The sequence below is a fragment of the Kitasatospora sp. NPDC001132 genome (assembly GCF_053598415.1).
Window position 1 is genome coordinate 56,346 of sequence record NZ_JBSFKF010000003.1, and the last position, 19,789, is coordinate 76,134.

19 protein-coding genes and 1 pseudogene are annotated in these 19,789 nt (G+C 73.4%); 12 read left to right on the forward strand and 8 right to left on the reverse strand.

Annotated elements, in window-relative coordinates:
• Positions 1–167 precede the first annotated feature (167 nt).
• The gene (locus tag ACWDBE_RS04665) at positions 168–1,727 is read left to right on the forward strand and encodes an aminotransferase class V-fold PLP-dependent enzyme (protein WP_449807201.1); all 1,560 of its coding nucleotides are present in this window, start codon (positions 168–170) and stop codon (positions 1,725–1,727) included.
• 10 nt (positions 1,728–1,737) lie between these two features.
• Here ACWDBE_RS04665 and ACWDBE_RS04670 read toward each other — a convergent pair whose 3' ends face one another.
• Positions 1,738–2,715, reverse strand: coding sequence for a carbohydrate kinase family protein (locus ACWDBE_RS04670; protein ID WP_402405398.1), 978 nt, complete (start codon positions 2,713–2,715; stop codon positions 1,738–1,740).
• Positions 2,716–2,988: 273 nt separating this feature from the next.
• Between ACWDBE_RS04670 and ACWDBE_RS04675 the strand changes: the two genes are divergently transcribed.
• Both ACWDBE_RS04675 and ACWDBE_RS04680 read left to right on the forward strand, forming a co-directional pair.
• Positions 2,989–3,195, forward strand: a complete 207-nt coding sequence (locus ACWDBE_RS04675) for a hypothetical protein (RefSeq protein WP_449790752.1) — start codon at positions 2,989–2,991, stop codon at positions 3,193–3,195.
• 126 nt (positions 3,196–3,321) lie between these two features.
• Entirely contained in the window at positions 3,322–4,002 is a 681-nt protein-coding gene (locus ACWDBE_RS04680) for a hypothetical protein (protein WP_449807202.1), read from the forward strand.
• Between the two features lie 68 nt (positions 4,003–4,070).
• On the opposite strand, the gene erpA is transcribed toward ACWDBE_RS04680, so the two are convergent.
• On the reverse strand, positions 4,071–4,424 hold the full coding sequence (gene erpA, locus ACWDBE_RS04685) for an iron-sulfur cluster insertion protein ErpA (RefSeq protein ID WP_316520866.1): 354 nt from the start codon (positions 4,422–4,424) through the stop codon (positions 4,071–4,073).
• 255 nt (positions 4,425–4,679) lie between these two features.
• On the opposite strand from erpA, the gene ACWDBE_RS04690 reads away from it, so the two are divergent.
• Positions 4,680–5,540, forward strand: coding sequence for a GNAT family N-acetyltransferase (locus tag ACWDBE_RS04690; protein ID WP_449807203.1), 861 nt, complete (start codon positions 4,680–4,682; stop codon positions 5,538–5,540).
• A 52-nt stretch (positions 5,541–5,592) separates the two neighbouring features.
• Here ACWDBE_RS04690 and ACWDBE_RS04695 read toward each other — a convergent pair whose 3' ends face one another.
• From ACWDBE_RS04695 to ACWDBE_RS04705, 3 genes are all read right to left on the reverse strand, one after another.
• Complete coding sequence (locus ACWDBE_RS04695) at positions 5,593–6,960, reverse strand: pyridoxal phosphate-dependent decarboxylase family protein (protein WP_449807204.1); 1,368 nt, start codon at positions 6,958–6,960, stop codon at positions 5,593–5,595.
• A 186-nt stretch (positions 6,961–7,146) separates the two neighbouring features.
• On the reverse strand, positions 7,147–7,611 hold the full coding sequence (locus ACWDBE_RS04700; RefSeq protein WP_449790756.1) for an Lrp/AsnC family transcriptional regulator: 465 nt from the start codon (positions 7,609–7,611) through the stop codon (positions 7,147–7,149).
• A gap of 160 nt (positions 7,612–7,771) precedes the next feature.
• Positions 7,772–8,695: an NADP-dependent oxidoreductase gene (locus ACWDBE_RS04705; RefSeq protein WP_449790757.1), complete on the reverse strand. Its 924-nt coding sequence runs from the start codon at positions 8,693–8,695 to the stop codon at positions 7,772–7,774.
• A 191-nt stretch (positions 8,696–8,886) separates the two neighbouring features.
• Between ACWDBE_RS04705 and nadA the strand changes: the two genes are divergently transcribed.
• Positions 8,887–10,071 carry a quinolinate synthase NadA gene (gene nadA / locus ACWDBE_RS04710; RefSeq protein ID WP_449807205.1) on the forward strand — a complete coding sequence of 395 codons (1,185 nt, stop codon included), beginning with the start codon at positions 8,887–8,889 and terminating at the stop codon, positions 10,069–10,071.
• A 108-nt stretch (positions 10,072–10,179) separates the two neighbouring features.
• Here the strand turns inward: nadA and pspAA are convergent, their stop codons facing one another.
• Both pspAA and ACWDBE_RS04720 read right to left on the reverse strand, forming a co-directional pair.
• The gene (pspAA, locus tag ACWDBE_RS04715; protein WP_392869440.1) at positions 10,180–10,473 is read right to left on the reverse strand and encodes a PspA-associated protein PspAA; all 294 of its coding nucleotides are present in this window, start codon (positions 10,471–10,473) and stop codon (positions 10,180–10,182) included.
• 37 nt (positions 10,474–10,510) lie between these two features.
• The gene (locus ACWDBE_RS04720) at positions 10,511–11,302 is read right to left on the reverse strand and encodes a PspA/IM30 family protein (RefSeq protein ID WP_449807206.1); all 792 of its coding nucleotides are present in this window, start codon (positions 11,300–11,302) and stop codon (positions 10,511–10,513) included.
• 316 nt (positions 11,303–11,618) lie between these two features.
• On the opposite strand from ACWDBE_RS04720, the gene ACWDBE_RS04725 reads away from it, so the two are divergent.
• Together ACWDBE_RS04725 and ACWDBE_RS04730 are read left to right on the forward strand one after the other, a co-directional pair.
• The gene (locus ACWDBE_RS04725) at positions 11,619–12,218 is read left to right on the forward strand and encodes a DUF3043 domain-containing protein (RefSeq protein ID WP_449790758.1); all 600 of its coding nucleotides are present in this window, start codon (positions 11,619–11,621) and stop codon (positions 12,216–12,218) included.
• 197 nt (positions 12,219–12,415) lie between these two features.
• Positions 12,416–13,138, forward strand: a complete 723-nt coding sequence (locus tag ACWDBE_RS04730) for a class I SAM-dependent methyltransferase (RefSeq protein ID WP_402405485.1) — start codon at positions 12,416–12,418, stop codon at positions 13,136–13,138.
• A gap of 22 nt (positions 13,139–13,160) precedes the next feature.
• Here the strand turns inward: ACWDBE_RS04730 and ACWDBE_RS04735 are convergent, their stop codons facing one another.
• Positions 13,161–13,361: a hypothetical protein gene (locus tag ACWDBE_RS04735; protein WP_392869445.1), complete on the reverse strand. Its 201-nt coding sequence runs from the start codon at positions 13,359–13,361 to the stop codon at positions 13,161–13,163.
• A gap of 37 nt (positions 13,362–13,398) precedes the next feature.
• Here ACWDBE_RS04735 and cobU point away from each other — a divergent pair.
• The 5 genes and pseudogenes from cobU to lpdA form a co-directional block, all read left to right on the forward strand.
• Positions 13,399–14,052: pseudogene (gene cobU, locus ACWDBE_RS04740) on the forward strand (bifunctional adenosylcobinamide kinase/adenosylcobinamide-phosphate guanylyltransferase); the annotation flags it as partial.
• Positions 14,053–14,080: 28 nt separating this feature from the next.
• Positions 14,081–15,205 (forward strand): nicotinate-nucleotide--dimethylbenzimidazole phosphoribosyltransferase, encoded by a 1,125-nt coding sequence (locus tag ACWDBE_RS04745; protein WP_449807207.1) that lies wholly within the window; start codon positions 14,081–14,083, stop codon positions 15,203–15,205.
• A gap of 82 nt (positions 15,206–15,287) precedes the next feature.
• Positions 15,288–16,079 carry an adenosylcobinamide-GDP ribazoletransferase gene (locus tag ACWDBE_RS04750; protein ID WP_449807208.1) on the forward strand — a complete coding sequence of 264 codons (792 nt, stop codon included), beginning with the start codon at positions 15,288–15,290 and terminating at the stop codon, positions 16,077–16,079.
• Positions 16,080–16,337: 258 nt separating this feature from the next.
• A complete protein-coding gene (locus tag ACWDBE_RS04755) occupies positions 16,338–17,840 on the forward strand; it encodes a leucyl aminopeptidase (protein ID WP_449807209.1) in 1,503 nt (500 codons plus the stop codon).
• A 539-nt stretch (positions 17,841–18,379) separates the two neighbouring features.
• Positions 18,380–19,786 (forward strand): dihydrolipoyl dehydrogenase, encoded by a 1,407-nt coding sequence (lpdA, locus tag ACWDBE_RS04760; protein WP_263455757.1) that lies wholly within the window; start codon positions 18,380–18,382, stop codon positions 19,784–19,786.
• The last annotated feature ends 3 nt before the right edge of the window (positions 19,787–19,789 follow it).

Sequence of the window (19,789 nt, forward strand, 5' to 3'; positions counted from 1 at the left end):
CAGGTCATCGCAGGCATTCGAGGTCCGTACGCCCGATCGGGGGATGACCTCGGACGACGCCCGTGACGGCCCGTCGGGCACGGACGAAGCGGACATTCAGGATGATCGACTGACGGCGGGTGAGTCGCGCGGTCGGACCGGGTCGCGGACCGGGTGTGTCGTTAAATGTGACCGTGTATTTCGACGTGGCCTCGACGGCCCCCCTGCACCCCGTCGCGCGGCAGGCCCTGACCGCCGCCCTGGACGAGGGCTGGGCCGATCCGGCCCGGCTGTACCGCTCCGGCCGGCAGGCCCGGATGCTGCTGGACGCCGCCCGCGAGACGGTCGCCGCGGTGCTGGGCGCGCGGCCCGACGAGATCGCCTTCACCGCGAGCGGCACCCAGGCCGTCCAACTGGGCCTGCTGGGCGCCCTGGCCGGGAACCGGCGGCGCGGCGGCCACTTCGTGCACTCCGCGGTGGAGCACTCCAGCGTGCTGCACGTCGCCGAGCGCCAGCTGGCGGGCGGGGGCGAGGTCTCGGTGGCGCCGGTGGACCGGGGCGGCCGGGTCGACCCGGGGGCGCTCGGCGCGCTGCTGCGCCCGGACACCGCGCTGGCCGCGGTGCAGAGCGCCAACCACGAGGTCGGGACGGTGCAGCCGGTCGGCGAGGTCGCCGCGCTGTGCGCCGAGGCCGGCGTCCCGCTGCTGGTGGACGCGGCGCAGAGCGCCGGACGGCTGGACGTCCCGGCGGGCTGGTCGCTGCTGACGGCGAGCGCCCACAAGTGGGGCGGCCCGCCCGGGGTGGGGGTGCTGGCGGTGCGCAAGGGCGTCCGGTACGCCTCGCCGCTGCCGGCCGACGAGCGCGAGGGCGGCCGGGTGCCCGGCTACGTCAACGTCCCGGCGATCGTGGCCGCGGCCGCCTCGCTGCGCGCCGTACGGGCCGAGGCCGAACGGGAGAACGCCCGGCTGCACGCACTGGTCGAACGGATCCGCACCCGGGTGCCGCGGCTGGTGCCCGAGGTCGAGGTGGTCGGCGACCCGGTGCGGCGGCTGCCGCACATCGTCACCTTCTCCTGCATGTACGTGGACGGGGAGGTGCTGCTGACCGAGCTGGACCGGGCGGGCTTCGCGGTCTCCTCCGGCTCCTCCTGCACCTCGTCCACGTTGACGCCCAGCCATGTGCTGGCGGCGATGGGAGTGCTCACCGAGGGGAACGTGCGGGTCTCGCTGCCGTACGGAACGGCCGAGGCCGACGTGGAGCGCTTCCTCGCGGTGCTGCCGGACCTGGTGGCCGGCGTCCGGGCGCCGCTCGGGCTGGACCTGCCGGCGCCGGCGGCGCCCGTGGAGCTCACCGGCGCCGAGCCTCCTGAGGCGAACGGGCGAGTCACCCCGCCCCGAGCCGAAGGGCGCGCCGGTGCCGAAAGTGAGGAGCGACAAGCGAGCGACGAAGGAGGGAGTGCCGGAGCGACGAGTGTCGGCACCGGGTCCGAGCGCCCGGAGGCGAGCGGGCGAGTCACGGTCATCGACGCCTTGGGCAAGCGCTGCCCGCTGCCGGTGATCGAGCTGGCGAAGCGGATCGGCGAGGTGCCGCCGGGCGGCACGGTCGTCGTGCTGGCGGACGACGACGCGGCCCGGCTGGACATCCCGGCCTGGTGCGGGATGCGCGGGCAGGAGTACGCGGGCGAGGCCCCGGCCGCCGAGTACGGCGGCGACCGGGGCTCGGCCTACCTCGTGGTGCGCCGCTCCTGAGCGGGGCGGACTACTTGACCAGGCGCGCGGCGATCTCGCCGGCCGCCTCGGCGCCGTAGGCCTCCTCGAAGCGCTTCAGGAAGGTGGCCGGGCGCAGCTCGTACTCCTGGGTGCCGACGGTCTCGATCACCAGGGTGGCGAGCATGCAGCCGAGCTGGGCGGAACGCTCAAGGTCGAGGTCCCAGGACAGACCCGCCAGGAAGCCGGCGCGGAAGGCGTCGCCGACGCCGGTCGGGTCGACCTTGGCCTCCTCCTTGGCGCAGCCGACCAGGATCGGCGCCTCGCCCTTGCGCTCGATCCGCACGCCCTTGCTGCCCAGGGTGGTGACCCGGGTGCCGACGCGGGTGAGCAGTTCCTCGGCGCCCCAGCCGGTCTTGCTCTCGATCAGCGCGGCCTCGTACTCGTTGGTGAAGAGGTACGCGGCGCCGTCCACGATCTCGCGGATGTCGTCGCCCTCCAGGCGGGCCAGCTGCTGGGAGGGGTCGGCGGCGAAGGCGTAGCCGCGGGTGCGGCACTCCTGGGTGTGGCGGACCATGCCCTGCGGGTCGTCGGCGCCGATCAGGACGAGGTCCAAGCCGCCGACGCGGTCGGCGATCGGCTTCAGCTCGATGTTGCGGGCCTCGGCCATGGCGCCGGTGTAGAACGAGGCGATCTGGTTGTGGTCCTCGTCCGTCGTGCACATGAAGCGCGCGGTGTGGCGGGTCTCGGAGATGTGGACGGAGTCGCAGTCCACACCGTTGCGCTCCAGCCAGCTGCGGTACTCGGCGAAGTCCGCGCCGGCGGCGCCGACCAGGACGGGGCGCAGGCCGAGGACCCCCATGCCGAAGGCGATGTTCGGCGCGACGCCGCCGCGGCGGATGTCCAGGGCGTCGACCAGGAAGGACAGCGACACGGTGTGCAGCTGCTCGGCGACGAGCTGGTCGGCGAACCGACCCGGGAACGTCATCAGGTGGTCGGTGGCGATCGAGCCGGCGACGGCGATACGCACGGAAGGTCTCCTCAGGGTGGCTGCTGGGCCAGCGGGCAGGCGGGGATGAACCCACCCACGGTACCCGGCCCCGGGGAGCCCCCAGGCAGGAGTGCCGCAAGTTGCCGCCCGTAAGGCCAGGGTGGCACCCGTTGCCCCCCGACGTGTACTACCTCCCGGTAGCACTGGTGGGCGGCCGGGCCACTGCCTAGGGTCGGCCGTGGAGGGCCCGTCGTGCGGGCCCCGTCGAAGACCGTGGCAGCGTGGCCACGGCCCTGGATCGGAGCGATACCGATGACGACCGACCACTGCGCCCCGCCCGTCCTGCGGACCGAGGACGGCGAGACGCTCGACGCCCTGGTGGACTCCTCCCGGCGGCTGCGCCGGTTCTGGCCCGAGGTCGCGGCCGGCCCGGAGCCCGCCGCTCCCTCGCCGACCGGCTTCCGGGTGCCCTCCGGCGCGCGGCGGGTGGTCGCCGGGATGGCCGAGTACGGGTTCTGAGCCCCGCCGGGCCGGGTTGATCGGAACGGGTCGGGACCGGCGCGGAACCGGATCCGACCGGAGCACGTCACATCCGCGCGGAGCAGCGAGGAGGCGGCACCGCTGAGCCCTCGGGAGGATGTGCAGATGGACCTGGAGACGATGCCCCGGCGCGGTCGGCGGGCGGTGGCCCTGGCCGCTCTGGCACTGGCGGCGGTGGTGACGGTGGCCGGCTGTGACGGGGGCGACAAGTCCGCCTCGGACTCGGCGGTGAGCGGCGCGGGCGCCGCCTCCGCCTCGGCGAGTGCCTCCGCGCAGGCCCCGGCGGACTCCGCGAGCCCGTCCTCGGCGGCCGCGACCGGGCCGGCTCCCGGTACCGCTCAGCCGCCGGCCGGCCAGACGGCCACGGCGGCCTCGCCGGCACCCGGGCAGCCGGCCCCGGCCACTCCCCCGGGCAACGGGATCGCGGTGGGCGAGCCGAACCCGAACGGGGCGGGCTCGCCGGTGCGCCCGCCGGTCGGCTACCGGGTGGACGGCACCACCAAGCTGACCGTCTACTTCTTCGGCGGGGTCTGCACCACGTACGCGCTGAAGGCGGACGAGTCGCAGCCGGGCCGGGTGGACGTGCTGGTCGTGCCGGGACCGCCGACCGTCCAGCCGGGTCAGGTGTGCAACGCCCTGGCCAAGCGACAGTCGGTGTCGGCCGACCTGCGCTCGCCGCTGGCGGGGCGGACCGTGGTGGACCGGACCAGCGGCCAGGAGGTGCCGCTGGAGGGCGACCCGCACATCGGGCCTGACCCGGTGAGCCCGGACGTCGCCGGACGGTAGCCGCGCCGCGGCCGGAGGAACGAGAAGGCGGCCCCGGGGTGACCCCGGGGCCGCCTTCCGCAGCGGGCTTAGCTGAACGAGTCGCCGCAGGCGCAGGAGCCGGTGGCGTTCGGGTTGTCGATGGTGAAGCCCTGCTTCTCGATGGTGTCGACGAAGTCGACGGTGGCGCCGCCCAGGTACGGGGCGCTCATCCGGTCGGTGACGACCTTGACACCGTTGAAGTCCTTGATCACGTCGCCGTCGAGCGAGCGCTCGTCGAAGAACAGCTGGTAACGCAGGCCGGAGCAGCCGCCGGGCTGGACGGCGACGCGCAGCGCGAGGTCCTCGCGGCCTTCCTGCTCCAGCAGGGCCTTGACCTTGGCCGCGGCGGCATCGGTGAGGAGGATGCCACTCTCGACGGTGGTCTCGTCCTGGACGGTCATCTGCTTTCTCCCGGTCTTGACGACGGTCTGCCGCCAGTGCCAACCAACCGCCGTCCGGTTTCATTTCCCGGGTGGGCGATGAATTGTGCGGCCTGTTCGCGGCTGGATATCCGTGGGCCGGGTGTGCCACCCGCGTCCCCTACGCTCCCCATGCTCGCACACCCCCGGACGGCGGGTCACCGTCGCGCGGTCCCGAGGTCGTGGATCCGGGTGAACCGGCCCCGCGGCGGGCCGCCGGACGCCAGGATGGTCCTCATGATCATTCGCCCGGTCAGGGACACCGCCGCGGACGCGGAGGCCGTCCGGGAACTCGCCGACGCCGCGTTCGTCGACACCTCCCCGGCCGGGGCGGCACCGGGGCCGACGCCCCTGCGGCTGGCCGGGACCAGACACCTGGCGCGCACCGATCCCGGGGGCTGCTGGCTGGCCGAGAGCGGCAGCGAGCCGGTCGGGGCGGTGCTGTCGATCCGTCGGGAGGGCCTGTGGGCGCCCTCCCTGTTCGCCGTCCGGCCGTCCGCCCAGGGCAAGGGCGTCGGGCGGCTGCTGCTGGAGCGGGCGGCGGCGCACTCCCGGGGCTGCCTGCGCGGAATGGTCTGCGCCGCGGACTCCCCGGCGGCGGCCCGCCGCTACCGGCTGGCCGGGTTCACCCTGCACCCGGCGATGCGGCTGGCCGGACGGGTGGACCGGGACGGGCTGCTCGACCCCGGGGACATCCCGGTGCACCGCGGCAACGCGACCCACCTGCACCTGCTGGACTCGGTGGACCGGCGGCTGCGCGGGTCCGCGCACGGGCCGGACCACGAGCTGATGCTGGGCCACTTCGAGGAGCTGCTGATCGCCGACACGCTGGCCGGCAGCGGCTACTGCTACCGGGACGGCGGCGTGGTGCGGCTGCTCGCGGCCACCAGCAAGCGGATCGCCGCCCGGCTGCTGCGCGAGGCGCTGGCCCGGGTGCCGGACGGCGTCGAGGCACGGGTGGAGCACCTGACCGCGGAGCAGGAGTGGGCGCTGGACGTCGGGTTGGAGGTGGGGCTGACGCCGCGGGCCGGCGGCTTCGTCGGGGTGCGCGGGATGCGGCCGCCGACGCCGTACCTGCCGAGCGGGGCGTTCCTGTAGGCACGCGTACGGCCCCGCCGGAGTGCCGGCGGGGCCGTGGACGTCAGGGGGCTCAGACCATGGTGTCCAGGATCTCCCGGACCATCTCCATGGTGGTGCCGGGGTGCAGGAAGGCGAAGCGGGCGACCGTCTCGCCGTCCCAGCCGGTGGGGGTGACGAAGCCGATCTGGTCCGCGAGCAGCTGCTGCGACCAGCGGTAGTAGTCGTCGTTGGTCCAGCCCACGCGCTTGAAGCAGACCGCCGAGAGCTGCGGGTCGAACAGCAGCTCCAGGTGCTCGGTCTCGCGGATCAGCTGGGCGGTCTCCCGGGCCAGCGTGAGTCCGGCCTCGATGGCGTCGGTGTAGGCCTGGACGCCGTGCACGGCCAGCGAGAACCAGAGCGGCAGGCCGCGGGCACGCCGGGTCAGGTGGTAGGCGTAGTCGGTGGGGTTCCACTCGTCGCCCTCGGTGTGCAGGACGTCCAGGTAGGAGGCGTCCTGGGTGTGCACGGCGCGGGCGAGCTGCGGGTTGCGGTAGATCAGCGCGGCGCAGTCGAAGGGGGCGAACAGCCACTTGTGCGGGTCGACCACGAAGGAGTCGGCGTGCTCGATGCCGTCGTAGCGCTCGCGCACCGAGGGGGCGAACAGGCCGGCACCGCCGTAGGCGCCGTCCACGTGGAACCAGAGGTCGCGCTCGCGGGCGACCTCGGCCAGGCCCTTGAGGTCGTCGACGATGCCCTCGTTGGTGGTGCCGGCGGTGCCGACGACGGCGATCACCGTCTCGGGGTCGGGGTCGGCGGCCAGCGCGGCGCGCAGCGCCTCGCCGGTGAACCGCCGGTCGACGGTCGGGACCTTGAAGGCCTCGACGCCGATGATGTTGAAGGTGTTCTTGACCGAGGAGTGCACCTGGTCGGCGACGGCGATCCGCAGCCGGGCCTCCGGGCCGACGCCCAGCCGGCGGCGGGCGGTGTCGCGGGCGACGACCAGGGCGGAGAGGTTGCCGGCCGAGCCGCCGGAGACGAAGGTGCCGCCGGCCGACTGGGGCAGGCCCGCCCGGTCGGCGATCAGGCGCAGCACCTGGTTCTCGGCGGCGATCGCGCCGGCCGCCTCCAGCCAGGAGATGCCCTGCAGGGAGGCGCAGGAGACGACCATGTCGAACAGCAGCGCGGCCTTGGTCGGGGCGCACGGGATGAAGGACAGGTAGCGCGGGCTGTCGGCGGAGATGACCGCCCGGGACAGCTCGTGGTCGTACAGCTTGAGCACGTCGACCGGGTTGTTGCCGTGCTGGTTGAGCAGGCCGGCCAGCTGGGCGCGCAGGTGCTCGCCGTCACCGGGGTGGTCGAGCGGGACGGGGTCGTACTGCAGCCGCTCCCGCATGTAGTCGAAAACCAGGTCGACCAGGTCGTTGTCGGGCCGGTGCATGCGGTCGGGTGCTGCGGACACGGCTGTCCCTCTCGGCGTGGGGTGTCGGGGGGCGCCCGGGCGGCGGGAGGCTTCACCGCGACGACCGGACGTGATCAGAGTAGGCAGCGCGAACGCCCCGCCGCGCGTCGGAACGCGGCTGGTCAGGCAGGTTTCGGGCGTCTTCGGGCGGGTCCGCGCAGGATTCCTGCGTACGGCCGGCTGGCGCTACCCGATGAGCTGGGAGAGGACCACCGAGGAGCGGCTGCGCTGCACGCCGGGCTCGCGCCGGATGCGCTCGATGACGGCTTCCAGGTGGCGCGTGTCGGCGGCCCGCAGGTGGACCAGGGCGTCCGGGTCGCCGGTGACCGTCCAGGCGGCGACCACCTCGGGGAACTGCCGCAGGCTGGCGAGGATCTCCTCGGGGGCGGTGCGCTCGCGGCAGTAGACCTCGACGAAGGCCTCGGTCTGCCAGCCCAGCACGGACGGGTCGAGCACCACGGTGAAGCCCCGCACCACGCCGCGCGCCCGCAGCCGGTCGATCCGCCGGCGCACGGCGGTGGCGGAGAGGTTCACCTGCAGGCCGATCTCGGCGTACGAGGCGCGGCCGTCGCTGCCGAGCCGGGCGAGCAGGAGCCGGTCGGTCTCGTCCAGGTCGGCCCCGACCACCTCGTGCGCTCGGCTGCTGGTCATGGGTACGGGGCTCCACGGGTCGTACGGGGGGCGGCGGGGTCGCTCCGGGCGGCGGACTGCCAATACCGAAACGGTTCGTCACCATTCTGGCGGATGACCTGGACGAGTTCACCGCCGCCGGATGACGGGCGGGAGGCCGTCACGGGACGTCGGGAAGCCGTCACGGGACGAGCAGCACGATCTTCCCCCGGGTGCGGCCCTCGGCGCTGAGCGCCTGGGCGGAGGCGGCCTGGGCCAGCGGGAAGGTGGAGGCGACGGTGACGGTCAGCCGCCCGTCGTCGGCGAGCGCGGCCAGCTCGGCGAGGCCGCCGGCGTCCGGGCGGACCCAGACGTACCGGCCGCCGACCGCCTTGACCCCGAAGTCGGCGACCGAGGCGATCCGGCCCGGGTCCGCCACCAGCTCGGCCGAGACCCCGACGGCGCCGTGGCCCACCAGGTCGAGCGCCGCGTCCACCCCGTCGGGGGCGAGCGCGCGGACCCGGTCGGCCAGGCCCTCGCCGTGGGCCACCGGATCGGCGCCGAGGCCGCGCAGGAAGTCGTGGTTGCGCTCGGCCGCGGTGCCGATCACCCGGGCGCCGGCGGCCCTGGCCAGCTGCACCGCCAGATGGCCGACCCCGCCGGCGGCGGCGTGCACGAGGACGGTCTCCCCCTCGGCCAGGCGCAGTGCCCGCAGGCTCTGGAGGGCGGTGAGCCCGGCCAGCGGCAGGCCGCCGGACTGCGCCCAGTCCAGCGCGGCCGGCTTGCGGGCCAGGGTGCGGACGGGCGCGGAGACCAGCTCGGCGTAGGTGCCGTGCTCGACGGCGTCCTTGCGGACGTAGCCGAACACCTCGTCGCCCGGGGCGAACTCGGTGACCGCACCGCCGACCGCGCGGACCACGCCGGCCACGTCCCAGCCCATGACCAGCGGGAAGTGCGCGTCGAGGATGCCGTCCAGGGCGCCGTCCCTGACCTTCCAGTCCACCGGGTTCACCCCGGCCGCCCGGACCTCGACCAGCACGGAGTCGGGGCCGACCTTGGGGTCGGGCAGGTCGATGTACTCGACCACCTCGGGGCCGCCGTAGCGGTTGATCGCAATTGCTTTCATGGGCTCAGCCATACCCGCGGGCTTCGAAATATCGATTCGGCCACCGACGGAAGCATCCGTTTCGACGAGCGGTTCTCGTCACATCGACAGGATGGCCATCGTCACTCTGACGCTAAGCGGTTAGAATAGATAGCGTCAGTTAGACGAAAAGGCCCCACCGCTAGCTCGGCCGCACAGAAGGGCACCCGCCCGTGACCACCACCATCACCGAGACCCACGGCGTCGACCCCACCCCGACCCCGCTCGCTCTGCTGCTGCTCGGCCGCGAGGCCGACCCGAACAGCGAGCGCGGCGTCGAATGCCCCGGTGACCTCCCCCCGGCCTCCGACCCGAACCTCGTCGAGCGCGCCCGCGCGGCCAAGGCCGCGCTCGGCGACCGCGTGTTCATCCTCGGCCACCACTACCAGCGCGACGAGGTGATCGAGTTCGCCGACGTCACCGGCGACTCCTTCAAACTCGCCCGCGACGCGGCGGCCCGCCCCGAGGCCGAGTACATCGTCTTCTGCGGCGTGCACTTCATGGCCGAGTCCGCGGACATCCTCACCAGCGACCGGCAGCAGGTCGTCCTGCCGGACCTCGCCGCCGGCTGCTCGATGGCCGACATGGCCACCGCCGAGCAGGTCGCCGAGTGCTGGGACGTGCTGACCGACGCCGGCATAGCCGACGTGACCGTCCCGGTCTCGTACATGAACTCCTCCGCCGACATCAAGGCCTTCACCGGTCGGCACGGCGGCCTCATCTGCACCTCCTCCAACGCCAAGCGCGCCCTGGAGTGGGCCTTCGAGCAGGGCCAGAAGGTGCTGTTCCTGCCCGACCAGCACCTCGGCCGCAACACCGTGGTGCGGGACATGGGCTTCTCGCTGGACGACTGCGTGGTCTACAACCCGCACCGGCCGAACGGCGGCCTGACCGCCGAGCAGCTGCGGAACGCGAAGATGATCCTCTGGCGCGGCCACTGCTCGGTGCACGGCCGGTTCAGCCTGGACTCGGTGAACGACGTCCGCGAGCGGATCCCCGGCGTGACCGTCCTGGTGCACCCCGAGTGCAAGCACGAGGTCGTCGCGGCCGCCGACATGGTGGGCTCGACCGAGTACATCATCAAGGCGCTGGACGCCGCCGAACCCGGCTCCAAGTGGGCCATCGGCACCGAGCTGAACCTGGTCCGCCGCCTGGCCAAGGCGCACCCGGACAAGGAGATCGTCTTCCTGGACCGCGCGGTCTGCTTCTGCTCGACCATGAACCGGATCGACCTGCCGCACCTGGTCTGGGCGCTGGAGTCGCTGGTCGAGGGCCGGGTGCCGAACGTGATCACCGTCGACCCGGAGACCGAGAAGTACGCCAAGGCGGCGCTGGACCGGATGCTGGCCCTGCCGTAGTCCGCAGTTCCCGGGCCCGGGCCCGGGAACCCCCGGCCGTACGCACGAAGGGCGGGCCCCCTCCCATCGGAGGGGGCCCGCCCTTTCGTCTGGCAGCAGCCGCAGGCGCTACTCGGGGAAGCCCGGGATCACGCCCTCGCCGTCGGCCATGAGCAGTTCGCGGACCTCGTCGATCGTCGCGTCGGCACTCGGCAGGATCAGCTCGGACGGCTCCAGGGAATCCAGCGGCACCGGGGTGCCGAACTGCTTCACCGCGTCGATGAGCTTGCCGTAGGCCTGGCGGAAGAGCGTCTCGTCCCCCGACTCCACTGCGGTGACAAGCTCCGCGTCGAGCTCGTTGAGCAGGTTCAGGTGGTCCTCGCCCACCTCGTACTGCCCTTCACCCATGACCCTCATGATCATGCCGTGCGTCTCCCTGGTTCGTGGGGTCGAGCTCAGATCACTTGTTGTAATTGATGCGCGGAGTGTCCTGCTGCGGCTGCGGCTGGGCACCCGGCTGCTTGCCCTGCTCGATCGCGGCGGGACCGGCCGAGGACGGGCCGGACAGCTCGGCCTTCATCCGGGCCAGCTCCAGCTCGACGTCGGAACCGCCGGCCACGCGCTCCAGCTCGGCCTCGATGTCGTCCTTGCGGCCGAGACCGCTCGCGTCGTCGAGCGCGCCGGAGGCGAGCAGCTCGTCGATGGCGCCGGCGCGGGCCTGCATCTGGGCGGTCTTGTCCTCGGCACGCTGGATCGCCAGGCCGACGTCGCCCATCTCCTCCGAGATGCCGGAGAAGGACTCGGCGATGCGGGTCTGCGCCTGCGCGGCCGTGTACGTCGCCTTGATGGTCTCCTTCTTGGTGCGGAAGGCGTCCACCTTGGCCTGAAGTCGCTGGGAGGCGAGCGTGAGCTTCTCCTCCTCGGCCTGGAGCTGCTGGTACTGCGTCTCCAGGTCGGTGATCTGCGACTGCATGTTGGCCTTGCGGGTCAGCGCCTCGCGGGCGAGGTCCTCGCGGCCGAGCGACAGCGCCTTGCGGCCCTGGTCCTCGTACTTGGCCGACTGCTGCTGGAGCTGGGTCAGCTGGAGCTCGAGCCGCTTGCGCGAGGTCGCGACGTCCGCGACACCGCGCCGTACCTTCTGCAGCAACTCGAGCTGCTTCTGGTACGAGTAGTCGAGCGTCTCACGCGGATCCTCCGCCCGATCCAAGGCCTTGTTCGCCTTGGAGCGGAAGATCAGCCCCATACGCTTCATGATTCCGTCGCTCATGGGCCTCGGGTGCCCCCTTCTCCGGCCTGCGGTCTCTATCTCGTTACCAGACACGACGAGTGTATGTGCAGCGAGCCCGTCGCCGCAGTGCACCTGCCTGCAACAAGACTGCTACAGCGACCGGAGGCGTTTCCTCCTCCCCCGGGTGGATCCGCCCCTCATACCTCCCATCGTCCATCCGACTGATCCCCTACGGGAAGGCCCCCGGAAACGCGGCCCGGCCGCCGTCCCTGCGGTATCGATATGCGTTTGGGTCCGAGGTCACCCGTGGAAGCCGCCCGGCACCCCGTACGCTGGTGGTGTGTTCCGACGCCGTTCAGATGATGCCGCCGCCTCCGCCACCGTGCTGGAGAAGCAGGACGAGACGACCCAGGCCCGCGACCCGCAGGCCAAGAAGGGCCGCCCCACCCCCAAGCGCAGTGAGGCCGAGGCCAACCGGCGTACCCGGGTGACCGTGCCCAAGGACCGCAAGGAGGCCGCCCGCCAGGGGCGCGAGCGGATGCGCGCCGAGCGCGAGAAGCAGCGCCAGGCCCTGATGAACGGCGACGAGCGCCACCTGCCGGCCCGTGACAAGGGTCCGGTGCGCAAGTTCGCGCGCGACTACGTGGACTCCCGCTGGTCGCTCGCCGAGTTCTTCCTCCCGGCCGCCGTGGTCATCCTGGTGCTCAGCATCGTCAAGGTGCCGACCCTCCAACTGCTCTCCACGCTGCTGTTCCTGCTGTTCTTCGTGTTCGTCGTCCTGGACTTCGTCCGCCTCGGCCTCGGCCTGCGCAAGCAGCTGGCCGAGCGCTTCGCCGGGCAGAACACCCGCGGCGCCGTCGCGTACGGCATCATGCGCACCCTCCAGATGCGCCGGCTGCGCCTGCCCAAGCCGCAGGTGCGGCGCGGGGAGAAGCCCTGACCGCCGAACCGGTCGACTCCGGCTGGGCCCCGCCCTCCTGGGAGGGGCCCGGCCTCTACGCGGTGCCCGGACAGGGGCGCACGCTTCCGGGGCAGGGCGAGGGCGGCCACGACCGGATCGCGCAGGAGCGCCGGCTGCCCTCGCGCAGCGGATCCTTCGCGGGCGGCACCGCCGCCTGGCCGACCCGGCCCGGCGGACTGCGCAACTTCGTCCGCCAGGAGCTCGTCGCCCGCCAGCTCGCCGAACAGCTGTCCGGCCGCAGCGCGCAGCGCGTCCTCGACATCGGCTGCGGCCAGGGCACCCAGGCGCTGCGGCTGGCCCGGGCCGGCCACTACGTCACCGGGATCGACTCCGACCCGGTCGCGCTCGGCGTCGCCCAGGCGGCGCTCGCCGAGGAGCCGCCGGAGGTCCGCGGCCGGATGCAGCTGCTCAGCGGCGACGGCCACCAGTGCGGACGTTGGTTCGGCCCGCGCAGCTTCGACGTGGTGCTCTGCCACGGCGTGCTGATGTACCTGCCCGACCCGGACCCGATGATCGCCTCGCTGGCCCGGCTGCTGGCGCCCGGGGGACTGCTCTCGCTGCTCGTCCGCAACCGCGACTCGCTCGCCCTGCGGCCGGCCGCCGCCGGGGACTGGCGGGCCGCCCTGCACGCCTTCGAGAGCGACCGGTACTACAACCGGGTCGGACTGGCCGCACGGGCCGACCGGCTCTCCGACCTCACCGTCACCCTCTCCGAGGTGTCGGTGCCGCTGCGGCACTGGTACGGCGTGCGGGTCTTCACCGACAACGCCGCGGACGACGCGGCCCCGCCGGTGGACGGGCGGCAGCTGGCCCAGCTCCTGGAAGCCGAGGACCGGGCCGGCCGCACCGACCCGTACCGGCAGGTCGCCGCGCTCCTGCACGTGATCGGGGCGAAGTAGCCCCGCGCGCCCGGCCCCGGGCTCAGCCCTCGTGCAGGCTCATCGCGTAGACCTTGTTGCCGTCCTCCAGCAGGACCGCGGTGTCCACGCCCTCCTCGGCGAGCTGCTTCCAGGTCTCCCCGATCCAGGTCTCGGCGTCCCCCTGGCCGGCGAACTCCTCCTGGCCGCCGCCGGGCGTCACCGCGCTGCCGTCCGCCTTCTCGTACCGCCACGTCCAGACCATGCCCGGCTCCTCCCACTGACGCTGCCTGTGTGCTGCGCACCATAGCCTGCCCGACCCGACCCGCCGTATACCTCTCGGGCAGGATGGCGGCATGGCGACCCCACCCGAGCCCACCCGTCCCCCGCTGCCCCGCACGCTGCTGCTCGGCGGCGCCCGCTCCGGCAAGTCCACCCGCGCCGAACAGCTGCTGGCCGACCACCCGGACGTCCTGTACGTGGCCACCGGCGGCACCCGGGACGGCGACGCCGAGTGGGCCCAGCGGGTCGCGCTGCACCGGGAGCGCCGGCCGGGGAGCTGGCGCACCGCCGAGACCTGCGACCTGGAGGCCGTGCTCGCCGACCCGGCCGACCCGGCACCGGTGCTGATCGACTGCCTCGCCCTGTGGCTGACCGCCGTGATGGACGAGTGCGGCGCCTGGGACGACGCGGTCTGGGCGGACGGCGGCGAGGCCGCCGTGCGGCGCCGCTGCGACGCGCTGGCCCGGGCCTGGGCCGCCACCGGACGGACGGCCGTCGCGGTGAGCAACGAGGTCGGCATGGGCGTCGTCCCGGCCACCCCCGCGGGCCGCCGCTTCCGCGACACCCTGGGCCGGCTCAACATGGCCGTGGCGGACGCCTCGGAGCGCGTCCTGCTGGTGGTGGCCGGACAGGCGCTCACCATCAAGCCGGACGTCAAGCCAGCCTCAAACTGAACACCTTCGGCGTGTAGCCTTCCGGACGATGGACACGACCGTGGATCTCGATACGTTCTCCTCTCTCGTCGAGCGCCCCGACGAGAGCGCCCGGCGGACCGCCGAGGAACGCTGGCAGGCGGCCGACCGGCCGCGCGGCGGGCTCGGCCGGCTGGAGGAGCTGGGCAGCTGGCTGGCCTCCGTACAGGGGCGCTCGCCGGTGCTGCCGGTCTCCGCCCCCAAGGTGCTGCTGTTCGCCGCCGACCACGGCGTGGCGGCGCTCGGGGTCTCCCGGATGCCCGCCGAGGGCGGCACCGCGGCCCGGGTGCGGGCCGTGCTCGACGGCAGCGCGCCGGTGTCCCGGCTGGCCGCGCGCTACGGCGCCCAGGTGCGGGTCGTCGACGTCGCGGTGGACGCCGACCCGCACGAGTTCCCGGACGAGGTGGTCGCCCACCGGATCCGGCGCGGCTCCGGGCGGATCGACGTCGAGGACGCGCTCACCGCGCAGGAGACCGTCCGGGCGTTCCGGGCCGGCATGGCCGTCGCCGACGAGGAGGCCGACGCCGGCACCGACCTGGTGCTGCTCGGCGACCTCGGGGTCGGCGCCACCACGGTGGCCGGCGTACTGGTCGGCGCGCTCTGTGGGACGGACGCGGCGGCGGTGACCGGGCGCGGCTCCGGCATCGACGACCGCGTGTGGATGGTCAAGTGCGCCGCCATCAGGGACTCGCTGCGGCGGGCCCGGCCGGTGCTCGGCGACCAGCTGGCGCTGCTCGGCGCCACCGGCGGGGCCGACTTCGCGGCGATCACCGGCTTCCTGCTCCAGGCGGCCGTCCGACGGCTGCCGGTGGTGCTGGACGGCGTGGTCTCGGCGGCCTGCGCGCTGGTCGCGCAGCGGATCGCCTTCCGGGCGCCGGAGTGGTGGCGGGCCGGGCAGTCCAGCGGCGAGCCGGCCCAGGCGAAGGCGTACGACCGGCTGACCCTGACGCCGCTGCAGGACCAGGGCATCACCATGGGCGAGGGCGTCGGCGCGCTGCTGGCGCTGCCGCTGCTCCAGGCCGCGGGCGACCTGCTCGCCGACGAGGCGCCGAAGCCGTTCGTACCGGCCGCGCCGAGCGCGCCGAGGGAGCAGCCCAAGCTGCCCTCGGCGGCGGACCTGCTGCGGAAGCTGTAGCGGCCCGGCTGACTGCCTGACACCCCACAAGAACGCCCCTGGCCAGGGGCGTTCTTGCTTGTTTGTGAGAGGAACGCGATTCATGGCGAACGGCGGCGATCGGGCCGGCTGGGCCGACGGCCTGAGGTTCGGGTTCGGGACGCTGTCCGTCCTGCGGGTGCGGGTGGAGCGGTGGGACCGGACCGCGGCGGCCCGGGCGATGCTGACGGCCCCGCTGGTCGGGCTGGTGCTGGGGGCCCTGGCGGCCGCGGCCGGGGCGCTGGTGGCCTGGCGGGCGGGCGGGCTGCTCGGCGCGGTGACCGCGGTGGGGGTGCTCGCCGGACTGACCCGCGGGCTGCACCTCGACGGTCTGGCGGACGTCGCCGACGGGCTGGGCAGCGGGAAGCCGGCCGAGGACGCGCTGCGCATCATGAAGCAGTCCGACATCGGTCCGTTCGGCGTACTGACCCTGGTCCTCGTGCTGCTCGCCCAGGTCGCCGCGCTGGCCGGGCAGTTCGGCCACTCGCCGCTGCGCGGCGCGCTCGCGGTGCTCGCCTCGGCGACGGCCGCCCGGTGCGCGCTCTCCTGGGGCTGCGTGCGGTCGGTGCCGGCCGCCCGGCCCGGCGGGCTGGGGGCGATGGTGGCGGGCACCGTGCCGCCCGCCGGGGCCGCCGCCGCAACGGCCGCCGCGGCGCTCGCCCTGGCCGCCGCGGGACTGCTCGACGGACGGTCAACTCTCTTTCTCCCACTGGCCGTTGTGCTCGGCACCGGCTGTGCCCGACTGCTGCTCGGCCGGTGTGTGCGGCGGTTCGGCGGGATCACCGGCGACGTGCTCGGCGCGATGGCCGAAACCGCCGCGACCGCCTCGCTGTTCGCCCTGGCTTTGCTCGGCTGATACCGGGCGGCGCGTGATCCCAGCATGCGGACTACCATGCGTGGAGCACCGCAGCCCTGCACCGTGGCAGGTCCTGCCCGCCCGGCGCGCACCGAGGAGCCGGGGCCTCTGGTGTGCGCGGCCGCGCGGACGGCCGCGCGCACCAGGGGGCCCGGACCCGCGGAGGCCCGCCGGCGGACGGCCTCCGTGGGCGGGCTGCGCCGGTGCGGCAGCCTCGCCGTGGCCGGCCGTGGACCGCGAAAGAACAGGACGCATTACGTGACTGCATTGTCTGTGAGCACCTCCTCCGCCGCCTCGCTGCGCGCGGACGCCCTGGTGGTCGGTGTCGCGAAGGGCCCCAAGGGCATCGTGCTGGCCCCCGGCGCCGAGGCCGTCAACGAGGCGTTCGAGGGCAAGCTGACCGAGGTCCTCAGCACCCTGGGCGCGACCGGCGCCGAGGGCGAGGCCGTCAAGGTCCCCTCCCCCGCCGGCCTGAAGGCCGCGCTCGTGCTCGCGGTCGGCCTGGGCGAGGCCGCCGAGGGCGCCTACGAGCTGGAGACGCTGCGCCGCGCCGCCGGTGTCGCCGCCCGCACCCTGGCCGGTGCCAAGAAGGCCGCGCTGGCCCTGCCGGCCGAGTCCGCCGAGGAGGTCGAGGCGGTCGCGCTGGGCGGTCTGCTCGGCTCGTACGCCTTCGGCGCGTACAAGGGCGACGGCAACGGCAAGGAGCCGGTCGGCGAGCTGGTCCTGCTGACCGTCCGCAAGGGCAGCAAGGACGCCAAGGCCGCCGTGGAGCGCGCCGCCGCGATCGGCGAGGAGATGAACCGGGCACGCGACCTGGTCAACACCGCGCCGAACGACCTGAACCCGAAGAGCTTCGCCGCGATCGCCCAGGCGGCCGGCAAGGAGCACGGCCTCAAGGTCGAGGTGCTGGACGAGAAGGCGCTGACCAAGGGCGGCTTCGGCGGCCTGCTGGGCGTCGGCGGCGGCTCGGAGAACCCGCCCCGCCTGGTGAAGGTGGCCTACACCCACCCGAAGGCCAAGGCCACCCTCGCCTTCGTCGGCAAGGGCATCACCTACGACTCGGGCGGCATCTCGCTGAAGCCGGCCGGCCACAACGAGACCATGAAGTGCGACATGGCCGGCGCCGCCGCCGTGTTCGCCGCCGTGGTGGCCGCCAAGCGCCTGGGCCTGGTCGTCAACGTGACCGCCTGGCTGGCCCTGGCCGAGAACATGCCGTCCGGCTCCGCCACCCGCCCGGGCGACGTGCTGAAGATGTACGGCGGCAAGACCGTCGAGGTCCTGAACACGGACGCCGAGGGCCGCCTGGTGCTGGCCGACGCGATCGTGCGGGCCGGCGAGGAGAACCCGGACGTCATCATCGACGTGGCCACCCTGACCGGCGCCATGGTGCTGGCACTGGGCAACCGCACCTTCGGCGTGATGGCCAACGACGACGAGCTGCGCGAGGAGCTGCACGTCCTGGCCGGCGAGGCGGGCGAGCAGTCCTGGCCGATGCCGCTGCCGGCCGACCTGCGCAAGGGCTTCACCGAGTCGACCATCGCCGACCTGGCCAACATGGGCGAGCGGATGGGCGGCGGCCTGGTGGCCGGCCTGTTCCTGAAGGAGTTCGTGGCCGAGGGCACCGACTGGGCGCACCTGGACATCGCCGGCCCGGCGTTCCACGAGGGCGCGCCGTACGGCTACACCCCGAAGGGCGGCACCGCGAGCGCGGTGCGCACCCTGGTCCGCTTCGCCGAGCAGAGGGCGAACGGCAAGGCCTGATCCGGAGCGACCCGAACCGGAGCGACCTGAACTGGCGAGGCCCGATCCGGAACGGCCTGAACCGGCGAGGCCGAACCGGCGTGGCCCGGTCCAGGACCCCGTTCGAGGGGGCTCCTGGTCGAGGACCCGCCGCGACGGGGCCCGGCGCGCGTGCGCCGGGCCCCGTCGCAGTTCCGGCCGGGCGGTCCGGAGTGCCGGCCGGACGTTCCGGAGTTCCGGCCGGGTTACCTGCGAGTAGGTCGGGGCGCCGGGGCGCACCCCTGTTCGCTGCGGGCGAAACTTTGTTCCGCACTGCGGAAGAAGCTGCGGCGAGCGGCGCGGACGACGCCCGTCCGGCGGCTGTCAACACCTCGCTGAGCTGCGATGATGCCCTTCCGTCGGGGGCATTCCCGCCCCGGTGACCGCTCCGCGGGACACCCCTGGCTCGGGCCCGGACATCAGCCACCGTGAACAAGTGCGAAGATGTATTTCCGGCACGACTGGGCGCCCCACAAAGGCTTCCGACCCACCGGACCGCGACCGGCCCGGCGACCCACCCCATGCATGGAGGACGTGACGTGGCGAACGACGCCAGCACCGTTTTCGACGTAGTCATTCTCGGAGGCGGAAGCGGCGGTTACGCCGCGGCGCTCCGCGCCGCTCAGCTGGGCCTGAGCGTTGCCCTGGTCGAGAAGGGTGAGCTGGGCGGCACCTGCCTGCACCGCGGCTGCATCCCGACCAAGGCTCTCCTGCACGCCGCGGAGATCGCGGACGAGACGAAGGAGGCCGCCGAGTTCGGTGTGCTGGCCACCTTCCAGGGCATCGACATCAACGGCGTCCACAAGTACAAGGACGACGTCATCGCCGGCCTGTACAAGGGCCTCCAGGGCCTGGTGGCGTCCCGCAAGGTCACCTTCATCCAGGGCGAGGGCAAGCTCTCCTCGCAGACCTCGGTTGACGTCAACGGCCAGCGCATCGAAGGCCGCCACATCGTCCTGGCCACCGGTTCCGTGCCGCGCTCGATCCCGGGCCTGGAGATCGACGGCAACCGCGTGATCTCCTCGGACCACGCCCTCAAGCTCGACCGCATCCCGAAGTCGGCCGTCATCCTCGGCGGCGGCGTGATCGGCGTCGAGTTCGCCTCGGTCTGGAAGTCCTTCGGCGTCGAGGTCACCATCGTCGAGGCGCTGCCGCACCTCGTCCCGCTGGAGGACGAGAACTCCTCCAAGCTGCTGGAGCGCGCGTTCCGCAAGCGCGGCATCAAGTTCGAGCTGAAGGCCCGCTTCTCGGGCGTCGAGTACACCGAGACCGGTGTCCGCGTCTCCACCGAGAACGGCAAGCAGATCGACGCCGACCTGCTGCTCGTCGCCATCGGCCGCGGTCCGGTCTCGGCCGGCCTCGGCTACGAGGAGAACGGCGTCGCGATGGACCGCGGCTACGTCCTGGTCGACGAGTACATGCGCACCAACGTGCCCACCATCTCCGCCGTCGGTGACCTCGCCCCGACCCTGCAGCTGGCCCACGTCGGCTTCGCCGAGGGCATCCTGGTGGCCGAGCGCCTGGCCGGCCTCAAGCCGATGCCGATCGACTACGACGGCGTCCCGCGCGTGACCTACTCCAACCCCGAGGTCGCCTCCGTCGGCATCTCCGAGGCCAAGGCCGTCGAGCTGTACGGCAAGGAGAAGGTCGTCACCCTCAAGTACAACCTGGCCGGCAACGGCAAGAGCAAGATCCTGAAGACCGCCGGCGAGATCAAGCTCGTCCAGGTCAAGGACGGCGCCGTGGTCGGCGTCCACATGGTCGGCGCCCGCATGGGCGAGCAGGTCGGCGAAGCCCAGCTGATCTACAACTGGGAGGCCCTGCCGGCCGAGGTCGCGCAGCTCATCCACGCGCACCCGACCCAGTCCGAGGCCCTGGGCGAGGCGCACCTGGCGCTGGCCGGCAAGCCGCTGCACGCGCACGACTGATCA

Coding starts and splice junctions, on each gene's coding strand:
- ACWDBE_RS04700 (WP_449790756.1), bottom strand. CDS start 7,611: ATGACCAGCAGCCGAGCGCACGAGGTGGTCGGGGCCGACCTGGACGAG.
- ACWDBE_RS04720 (WP_449807206.1), bottom strand. CDS start 11,302: ATGAAGCGTATGGGGCTGATCTTCCGCTCCAAGGCGAACAAGGCCTTG.
- ACWDBE_RS04690 (WP_449807203.1), top strand. CDS start 4,680: ATGATCATTCGCCCGGTCAGGGACACCGCCGCGGACGCGGAGGCCGTC.
- ACWDBE_RS04735 (WP_392869445.1), bottom strand. CDS start 13,361: ATGGTCTGGACGTGGCGGTACGAGAAGGCGGACGGCAGCGCGGTGACG.
- erpA (WP_316520866.1), bottom strand. CDS start 4,424: ATGACCGTCCAGGACGAGACCACCGTCGAGAGTGGCATCCTCCTCACC.
- ACWDBE_RS04705 (WP_449790757.1), bottom strand. CDS start 8,695: ATGAAAGCAATTGCGATCAACCGCTACGGCGGCCCCGAGGTGGTCGAG.
- pspAA (WP_392869440.1), bottom strand. CDS start 10,473: ATGATCATGAGGGTCATGGGTGAAGGGCAGTACGAGGTGGGCGAGGAC.
- ACWDBE_RS04675 (WP_449790752.1), top strand. CDS start 2,989: ATGACGACCGACCACTGCGCCCCGCCCGTCCTGCGGACCGAGGACGGC.
- lpdA (WP_263455757.1), top strand. CDS start 18,380: ATGCATGGAGGACGTGACGTGGCGAACGACGCCAGCACCGTTTTCGAC.
- ACWDBE_RS04750 (WP_449807208.1), top strand. CDS start 15,288: ATGGCGAACGGCGGCGATCGGGCCGGCTGGGCCGACGGCCTGAGGTTC.
- ACWDBE_RS04680 (WP_449807202.1), top strand. CDS start 3,322: ATGGACCTGGAGACGATGCCCCGGCGCGGTCGGCGGGCGGTGGCCCTG.
- ACWDBE_RS04745 (WP_449807207.1), top strand. CDS start 14,081: ATGGACACGACCGTGGATCTCGATACGTTCTCCTCTCTCGTCGAGCGC.